Genomic DNA, 9008 nt, shown 5'->3' on the forward strand with positions numbered 1-9008 from the left:
CCATGGCCATGGACAGGGAGATCAGCTGTCCATCAGCAGGGAGGTACGTGTCCGCCTACAGGGAGATTGGCATGTCCGCTAGCAGTGCCCCCAGCACAGTTGTTCCAAACATGTCAGAAAGCAATGCACTCCACAGTCGCACTTCCGTCCTGGTTTTCCTGCACGCACATCCAGACGACGAATCCTCGGGAACCTCCGGGACCATGGCCAAGGCCGTCCGGGAGGGACACCGGGTGGTGGAGATCATTGCCACCAACGGCGATCACGGAACCCCACCCAAACCAACAGAGGGCGGGGCTGCCGTGCTGTCCGTGGTGGAACACCGCCGCCAGGAGGCCGCCCAAGCTGCGGCGGTGATCGGGATTCACCGCGTGGAGTGGTTGGGCTATTCGGATTCCGGGATGACCGGATGGGAGCAGAACTCCCTGGAGGGTTGTTTCATGGTGGCGGACGTGGAGGAAGCTGCAGCCAAGGTGGCGGCCATTCTGGACCAGGAGAACGCCGATGTGCTGGTGGGCTATGACTGGCACGGCAATTACGGACACCCGGACCACGTGAAGGTGCACACGGTGGCTCACCGTGCTGCAGAATTGGCGACCAAGCCCGTGCGCCTGTTGGAAAACACCATGAACCGGGATGAGATGCGGCGTCGGTTTGAAGCCGCAGTGGCCGCCGGTGCAGATCCGGAAGCCCTGTTCGATCCCGATCACCCCGGCGACGACGGCAACGGCATGGGCCTGCCCGAATCCGAACTGCACTGGGCGATCGAACTGACCTCGGAGTTGTTGACGGTCAAGCGCAATGCTCTGGCCGCGCACGGCTCCCAGGAGGACGTCCAGCACATGCTGGCCCTCCCGCAGGACCAGTTCCAGGCCGCGTTCGGCACGGAGTACTACCGGGAGGTGGGCCGCCCGGACGGCTTGCAGAAGACGTGGCCGTTTTGAGCTGCCATCACACTCCGGTCAGGTGGTCAGCCGTGAAGCGCCACCTGACCGGGGCTGGTGCGGGTCAGCTCCGCCAGGCGTCATCCGTGTGGTGTTCGGCCAGGTCATCAAACACGAATTCATCGATGTGGGCGTCCATCAGATAGGCCGAGCGGGCAATGGCAATGCTGCCGATGGCCGAGGTGATCAGCTGCAGGGCAATGATCACCAGCACCTTGACCACGTCCGGAATGGTGGGCTGGTGCAACAGCGCACCCACCACCACTAGGACAATGCCGATGCCGGCCGCAGTTCCCACCGCGGAGATCCGGGTGTAGACGTCCGGGAAACGCAACAGACCCAGGGCGGCTGTGGCAAAAACCAGGGCCCCGCCCACAATCATGATGTCGCCAAAGACGGCTGCTGCTGTGCTCATCGTTTCCCCCTGGTCAGTGCACGGGCAAAGGAGACCGCTCCCAGGAAGCCCACAAGGGCTGCCACCAGCACGATGTCAAAGGTGAAGGCGCTGGTGGTCCGCACTCCGATCAAGGCCAGCAGTCCCACCACACCGAACAGCAGCAGGTCAGCTGCCGCTGCGCGGTCGGCATCCGTGGGCCCGGCAAACATCCGGTAGGTGGAGGCAACACATGCCAGGGTCAGGATGACCAGGCCGATGTCCACGCCGATCATGAGGGGGCTCCTTCCCGGCGCACCGCGGTCAGCATTTGGGTTTCCATGCCCGCAAGCTCCTTCCGGGAGACGTCAGCATCCGGGAAATACAGGGTGTGCACAAACAGCACACGGCGCCCGTTCTCCGTGGTGTTGCCGATCACCAGCGTGCCAGGGGTCACCGTGATCAGGGCTGCCAGCAGGGTCAGTTCCCAGTCATTGCGGCAGCGGGTGGTCATGCGGGTCAGGCCGGTGGTGGAGTCCTGCCCGGGGGTCAGGTTGTCCTTGATGACCGCAACGCTTGAGACCACCAGTTCCTTGGCGAACCAGAGGACAAAGAACATCAGCCGAAAGGGCCAGGTCAGCCATGTCATGAGTTCATCACCGCATTCACGTATGAGCTGGTGTCAAGCAATCCGGCTGCAGCTGTCTGGGACAGGCCCATGAGCATCTCCGCGCCCAGGCCCAGGCCCAGGGTCACGGCTGCCAGGATCACGGCCGGGGCGGCCAGGCCCACACCGATCCGGGAGGTGGGCTGAGCCAGCTGCTCCGTTTGTTGGCGAGTCAAGGTGCCCACGTTGGTGCCGGCGGGCAGACCGGGTTCCACTTCCGGTTGGTCCTTGGAGGTCCTGCCGCCCCAGAACACCCCGGACCAGATCTTGATCATGGACAGCACCGTGAACAGGCTGACCACAATCATCACCACGGCTGCAGCAACTTCCTGTGCCTGGATGGAGGCCATGATCAAGGACACCTTGGCCACGAACCCGGAGAACGGCGGCAGTCCGGCCAGGGAGAGTGCTGCCACAAAGAACGCGACGGCGATCACCGGCTCCCGTTTGAGGATCTCCGGCACTCGGCCCAGTGTTCCGGTGCCGTACTTGATCTCGATGGCGCCCGTGGACAGGAACAGGGAAGCCTTCACGATCATGTGGTGCAGCAGGTAGAAGATGCCGGCCGTCAGACCGAACTCCGTGAACAGGGCAACGCCCAGCAGGATGTAACCGATCTGGCTGACCATGTGGAAGGCCAGGATGGAGCGGGTGGTGGTTTCCCCCACGGCCCCCAGCACGCCGATGATCATGGTAAGGCTGAACAGCAGGACTCCCACCCAGAGGAAGCGGGAATCGCCGTCGAACACCACAGCGTATATGCGGTAGATGGCATATATGGCCACCTTGGTGTGCAGACCGGAGAACAACGCCGTGATGGCGGGGGACGTGGACGGATAGGCACGGGCCAACCAGCCGTGAACCGGTACCACGGAAGCCTTGATACTCAGGGCAAAGAGCACCACCGCGGTGGCAATGGCCACGGTGTTGTCCTCACGGGCCAGCCCCGCCAGTTCACCCATGTTGACGGTGCCGGCCGTGCCGTACACAAAGCCCACACCACCCAGGAAGATGGTTGAGGTCAACAGGTTGATGGTCACGTACAACCGGGCCCCGGCGATCTGCCGGAACGGTGCCTTGGCCCGGGATGCCAACACGAACAACCCGTAGGAGGGCAACAGCATGACCTCCACAAACACGAACAGGTTGAACAGATCCGCCGTGAGCAGCGCGCCGTTGACACCGGCCACCAACACCAGCAGCAGGGGCGCGAGGTACTGGGAGGTGGCATAGCCCGAATACAGGGCGAACACTGCGCACGTCACAGACAGCAGACCCGTCACGGAGAGCATCAGCGCGGTGAACATGTCTGCGGCAAACGGAATGGCAATGCCGAACGGCCACAGGGCCACACCGTGGGCCATGGGACCTGAACCCGTAAAGTGAGCCACCAAGGCGAAACCGGCCACCATGGAGCCCACCAGGTTGGCCATCAGCAGACCCACGTGCAGCGCCGGGCGGTTGCCAAAGATGCTCAGCAGGCCCGCTGAAACAAACGGGATGCCGATGAAGAAGGGCAGAAGGGCCGCGGTCATCGCGCACCCCCCTGCTGCTGGGCGGACGGCGCGGCAGCCTGTGCGGTGGTGTCCAGGCGGCTGCTGCCGCCGTGATCCGTCAGCCCCATGTTGAGGCTCTGCGTGGTGACGTCCTCGGGCTGGATGATGCCCTTGGGCAGGGTGGACACGTTGAACTCGGGGTCATCATCATCACCGTGAGGTTCGGTGGTGTCGTCGTCGTCCTTGCCGGTGACCGCCAGGACCAGCATGAAAATGGTGATGGAGAAGGCGATCACAATGGCCGTGAGCACAAAGGCCTGCGGCAGGGGGTCGGCCACCACGGAGGTGTCCACGGGCGTGCCGAATGGTTCCTCGCGGCGGTCCGTGCCGCCGGCGGCAATCAGGATCAGGTTGCCGGCGTGACCCAGCAGGATGAAGCCCAGGATGATCCGCAGCATTTCCCGTTGCAGGAACAGGTAGGTGGCTCCGGCCACCAGGATTCCGATGGTTATGGCGATGGTCATCGTGCAGCCACCTCGTCGTCTTCGGTCAGGTAGGCGTCGTGCTCGTCGTCTTCGGCGTCGTGGCTGGGGTGTGTGGGGTCGGAGTGGCGGTCATGGCGGCCCAGGAGGTTGAAGGCCGCCAGCATCACGCCCAGGACTCCCAGGTACACGCCGACGTCGAACAGCAGCGGTGAGGTGAGCTTGATGCCCAGGATCTCCACGTGCAGCGGGGTGAGGAAGGAGCCTTCCAGGTACCCCAGGAACCCGGTGCCGGCACCCACGATGAATCCGGCGCCGATCAGGCTCAGGTACGGCCAGCGGATCCGGGCCGCGGCATCCGATGGAGCAGCCAGGTAGAGCAGGGCAAAGCCCGCGCCACCCACCAGGGCGGAGATGAACCCGCCGCCCGGCTCCTGGTGTCCACGCAGCAGCAGGTAGAGGGAGAGCACAATGATCAACGGCCCCAGGACCTTGGTGGTCACGCGCAGAAACACAGAGTTCTCCACGGCGCTGTAAATGGGGGTTTCCCTGTCCAGGCGGGCCGAACGAATCGCAGCGGGTGCTCGGGAGCTTAGCAGGGCCGCAATGGCAATGCCGGCCACACCCAGCACGGTGACCTCACCCAGGGTGTCCAGGGCACGGAAGTCCACCAGGATGGTGTTGACCAGGTTGGCGCCACCCGTGGCGTCCTCGCCTTGGGTCATGAAGTAGTTGGCGGCCTCAGACATCTCACGCCGCCCGGTCAGGGCCAGCACACCCACGGTGGTGGCCACACCGGCCAGGACAGCCACGGTGCCGGCGCCAATGCGCGCCTTGGTGGATTCCCGCGGGAAGCGGTTGGGCAGTCGGCGCAGCACCAGAACCAGCACACACACGGTCAGGATTTCCACCAGCAACTGGGTCAGGGCCACATCCGCTGCCCCCAGCAGGAAATACCAGACCGTCATGGCGAACCCGATGATGCCCGTGACCACAATGGCGGTGTACCGGGTGCGGCTGTAGACCGCCGAACCCACACCGGCGGCAACCAGGATCAACAGCAGCCAGTCCTCCGGGCGGGACGGATTCCCGACGACGGACGGCAGCTCACCCACCGTGAACACTCCAGCCAGGGCGATGATCGCCAAGCACACGGCGGGGATCCCAAGGTGGCGGCGCGGTGAGGTGGAACCGGACCAGCTGCCCACCACGGCACCTGTGCGGATGATGGCCTTGCGGGTCCAGTCCACGGCGGTCAGCCCGGAGAACGGGATGCCGCGCGGGACCATGAAGGCCTCCACGGGGCGGCGGGCCAGCACCAGGGCGGTACCGGCGGCAATCACGACGGCGGAGATGGCCAACGCCGCGTTGAAGCCGTGCCACAACTCCAGGTGGGTGTCCACGGGGGAACCAACGGCGGCGGTGGCGGACGGGCTGATCAGACCGTCCAACAGGAACGGGAGGACACCCAGGACCAGCCCGGCTGCAGCACCCAGAGCGGGCACGATCCAGAAGGAGACCGGAGCCTCGTGAACGTCCTTCTCTGGCTCCGTTTGTGTCTGGCCTGCGCCAAAGGTCTTGCCGGTGAAGGCACCCAGGACAATGCGAGCGGAATAGGCCAAGGTGAGCACGGACGTCGTCGCTGTTCCGGCAATCAACAGCACCGGGAACCACGCAGGCCCGGGGACCTCCAGGAACGCAGCGAACATGCCTTCCTTGCTCACAAAACCCAGCAACGGCGGGAGGCCCGCCATGGAGGCCGAACCAAGGATCAGCGCGGTCAGGGTGACCGGCATGCGCAGGCGCATGTGTTGGAGTTTGCGGATGTCGCGGGTACCGGCCTCATGATCGATCACGCCGATCAGCATGAACAAGGCGGATTTGAACAGTGCGTGGGCCACGGTGTGCACCGCAGCGGCAGCGAGCGTGGCCTGGGTTCCCACGCCGATCATGACCACCAGCAGACCCAACTGGCTGATGGTGGAGTAAGCCAACAGTTCCTTGAGGTCGAACCGGCGCAGGGCACCGGCGGCTCCCAGCAGCGCTGTGATCAGACCGGAGGTGACCAGCAGAACGGTCCAGACAGTCTCTCCGGCCAGGGCGGGGGAGAAGCGCAACAGGAGGTAGATGCCGGCCTTGACCATGGCTGCGGCGTGCAGGTAGGCGGAAACCGGGGTGATGGCCACCATGGAATCCGGCAACCAGGCCTGGAACGGGAACTGGGCCGACTTGGTGAACGCGGCACCGGCCAGGAGCACGGCAACGGTGGTGGTGAAAGCGGCGTCGGTGCTCCAGATGGGATCGGTGAGGACCTCGCTGATGCGGGTGGTGCCCGTGCCCACGGCCATCATGGCCACCGCGGCCAACAGCAGCAGACCGCCGGCCACCGTGACCAGCAAGGTGCGCACGGCGGGTTCCCGGGCGTCCGGGCCGGAGCGGCCGATCAAGAAAAACGAACACAGTGTGGTGAACTCCCAGGCCACAAACATCACGATCAGATCGTCCGTGAGCACCAACACCAGCATGGAGGCGGCAAAGGTGGTCATCAGCAGGTAGAACGAACCGTGCTTGCCCTGTCTGCCCAGGTAACGGGAGGAGTACGCCAGGATCAGCCCGCCCAGGATCAACACCAGCAGGGCGAACATGAGCCCCAGGCCGTCCAGGCGCAGGGAGAACTCCACACCCAGGGACGGGATCCAGGGGACGGACTCCGTCACAGGAGTGTCCAGGCCTCCAGCGGCTGCGCTGATGACCGCCGCGGCGGCAGCAAACAAGGGCAGGGCCAGGAACCAACCGGCGTTGCGGCCGGCCACCTTGGTGAGTAGGGGCGCCAGGAGGCAGGTGATGGCTGAGATGACAACGCTTGTGAGAAGCAATAGACCACCTAGTGCGAGCGGGTAGCGGGTATGGCGGCCAGCTCCTGGGTGTTGCGCAGGGCAGGCCGCTGGGTCCTGTGATCAGGCGTTGACGCGTGACGGCGGGCTACCCGCCTGCTGCTCACCCCACGTGGAAACATATCCATTGGTGCCCGGTTGCTGGGCATGCCAGAACACCGGCTGGAAACCGGCGTGAGGTTCTGGCAAAACGTGATGAGGCATTTGACAGATTTTACATGCCTGCTGTGGATCCGCACGGGGTCTCAGGGCCCTGGGACCGCCTGGCACCCACCCCTTCCTCTCCCTTCCGCCGAGTTGGGCACCACCCTCTCCGCCGGGGTAGGGCACCCCCTCTCCGCCGAGTAGGCTGTTTGATCGCTGCTGAACCGCTCAGGGGCGATCAAACAGCCAACTCGGCGGAGATGATGCAAGGTATCCGACCGTGGGTAACGCGCATCCCGCCGGGTCGGTCCTCGTTCCCGCCCAGAAGCGAGTTCTGCCGCCAATCAGACCCCCTCCCCGCCGAGAAGCGATCTGTGCCGCTCATCAGCGCTGATGGGCGGCACAACTCACTGCTCAACGACGACGGCCGGGACAACTCACCTCTCAGCGTCAGCGACCCATCCCACCGTTCATTGCCCTGGCCTCGTCATGGCTCTGCGTAGACCACATGTGCCCTAACGTGCCGTGACCTGCAGTTTTCGTGTGGTGAACAGCTGGCAAGATGCTCAAAGTGGCTCTTCCGAGTTGCGGTGGGGGTGAGAGGCGCGCCGGTATGAGCTTGGCTGCGGGGTGAGGGACGTCGAGGCCTTCAGGATCAGTGGCGACCAAGCACACCGTTCCGAAGGACCTCGACGTTGTCCGAGCCTACGGCGCACATCGCTGCGCGCTGCCATCGCGACACCCGCTACTGCTCGCGCTGCGATCTTCTGGTCGGGCTCGGTGGGTTGCGCGTGACCGCCGTCGAGTACGACCACGACGTCGGGCTGCTCGTCGTTGGTGTGGAGTCGCCCCGGACGCCGATGGGCTGCCCGAGCTGCGGCGTGATTGCGCACAGCCACGGCCGCAGCGACGTCACGCTGGTCGACGCGCCGTGCTTCGACCGCCCGGTCCAAGTGGTGTGGCGCAAGCGGATCTGGCGTTGCCAGGAGGCAGCCTGCCCGAGGAAGGCGTTCACCGAGCAAGACGAGGACATCGCTCGACCGCGGGCGCTGCTGACCACGCGGGCCTGCTGGTGGGCGATCAATCAGATCCGCCGTGAGCACGGCTCGATCAGCGGGATCGCCCGACAGTTGGGGACGACGTGGAACACGGTGTGGTCCTCGATCCGGCCACTTCTGCAGGAGATGGCCGACGACGAGGATCGGTTCGCCGGCGTGACGCGACTCGGCGTGGACGAGCACGTGTGGCATCACGTGTCCGAGTTCCCGATCACCGAGGGTGGCCGCGGTCCGAAGCAGCTGACCGGGATGGTCGACCTGACACCCGACGGTGACGGCAGGCCGCGGGCGCGGTTGCTGGACCTGGTGCCGGGCCGGTCCGGGAAGGTGTACAGCGACTGGCTTGCCGAACGTGGCCAGGAGTTCCGTGACGGTGTCGTGGTCGCCACACTGGACCCGTTCCACGGCTACAAGAACGCCATCGATGACCAGCTCGAGGACGTGGTCGCGGTCCTGGACGCGTTCCATGTCGTCAAGCTCGGTACCCAGGCCGTGGATGAGGTCCGCCGTCGGGTGCAGCAGGAGATCCATGGTCACCGTGGCCGCAAGAACGACCCGCTCTATGGCATCCGCACGATCTTGCGCTGCGGGCAGGAGAAGCTCACCGACTGGCAACGGGCACGGCTCGACCGTGCGATCGCTGCCGACGAACGTCACGACGAAGTGCTCGTCGCGTGGCTGTGCACCCAACAGCTCCGGTCGGCCTACCAGGCCAAGAGCACGGTCGAGGGCCGGCGGATCGCGGAGAAAATCCTGGCCTCGCTGCCGACCTGTCCGATCCCGGAGATCCGACGGCTCGGTAAGACCCTGAAGCAGTGGCGGGCAGCGTTCCTGGCCTACTTCGACACCAGCCGCGCCAACAACGGCGGCACGGAGGCGATCTGTGAGTGTCTACCTGGCTGGTCCGGGACCGGCTGGTCAGGATGGTTCCGGTCGCGCTGAACAGCGTG

Annotated in this window: 8 protein-coding genes; 2 read left to right on the top strand and 6 right to left on the bottom strand. The window is 65.0% G+C overall.

Annotated elements, in window-relative coordinates; translation table 11 throughout:
• Nucleotides 1-110: 110 nt before the first annotated feature.
• Nucleotides 111-944: a PIG-L deacetylase family protein gene (locus GTW58_RS12465; protein ID WP_119933812.1), complete on the top strand. Its 834-nt coding sequence runs from the start codon at nt 111-113 to the stop codon at nt 942-944.
• Between the two features lie 64 nt (nt 945-1008).
• On the opposite strand, the gene GTW58_RS12470 is transcribed toward GTW58_RS12465, so the two are convergent.
• Genes GTW58_RS12470 through GTW58_RS12495 form a run of 6 tightly spaced genes read right to left on the bottom strand, consistent with a single transcriptional unit; the run spans nt 1009 to nt 6838 of the window.
• Nucleotides 1009-1359, bottom strand: coding sequence for a cation:proton antiporter (locus GTW58_RS12470; protein ID WP_119933813.1), 351 nt, complete (start codon nt 1357-1359; stop codon nt 1009-1011).
• A complete protein-coding gene (locus GTW58_RS12475; protein ID WP_047692369.1) occupies nt 1356-1613 on the bottom strand; it encodes an MrpF/PhaF family protein in 258 nt (85 codons plus the stop codon). Before GTW58_RS12475 ends, GTW58_RS12470 begins: the two co-directional genes overlap by 4 nt.
• Nucleotides 1610-1966 (bottom strand): Na+/H+ antiporter subunit E, encoded by a 357-nt coding sequence (locus GTW58_RS12480; RefSeq protein WP_119933814.1) that lies wholly within the window; start codon nt 1964-1966, stop codon nt 1610-1612. Before GTW58_RS12480 ends, GTW58_RS12475 begins: the two co-directional genes overlap by 4 nt.
• On the bottom strand, nt 1963-3519 hold the full coding sequence (locus tag GTW58_RS12485) for a monovalent cation/H+ antiporter subunit D family protein (protein WP_119933815.1): 1557 nt from the start codon (nt 3517-3519) through the stop codon (nt 1963-1965). Before GTW58_RS12485 ends, GTW58_RS12480 begins: the two co-directional genes overlap by 4 nt.
• The gene (locus tag GTW58_RS12490) at nt 3516-4004 is read right to left on the bottom strand and encodes a sodium:proton antiporter (protein ID WP_119933816.1); all 489 of its coding nucleotides are present in this window, start codon (nt 4002-4004) and stop codon (nt 3516-3518) included. The genes GTW58_RS12485 and GTW58_RS12490 overlap by 4 nt, the downstream gene beginning before the upstream one ends.
• On the bottom strand, nt 4001-6838 hold the full coding sequence (locus GTW58_RS12495) for a DUF4040 family protein (protein ID WP_168023534.1): 2838 nt from the start codon (nt 6836-6838) through the stop codon (nt 4001-4003). Before GTW58_RS12495 ends, GTW58_RS12490 begins: the two co-directional genes overlap by 4 nt.
• An 857-nt stretch (nt 6839-7695) precedes the next feature.
• On the opposite strand from GTW58_RS12495, the gene GTW58_RS12500 reads away from it, so the two are divergent.
• Nucleotides 7696-9000, top strand: coding sequence for an ISL3 family transposase (locus tag GTW58_RS12500; protein ID WP_425338848.1), 1305 nt, complete (start codon nt 7696-7698; stop codon nt 8998-9000).
• Nucleotides 9001-9008: the final 8 nt, after the last annotated feature.

It is taken from the genome of Kocuria subflava, assembly GCF_012163155.1.
GTDB lineage: Bacteria > Actinomycetota > Actinomycetes > Actinomycetales > Micrococcaceae > Kocuria > Kocuria subflava.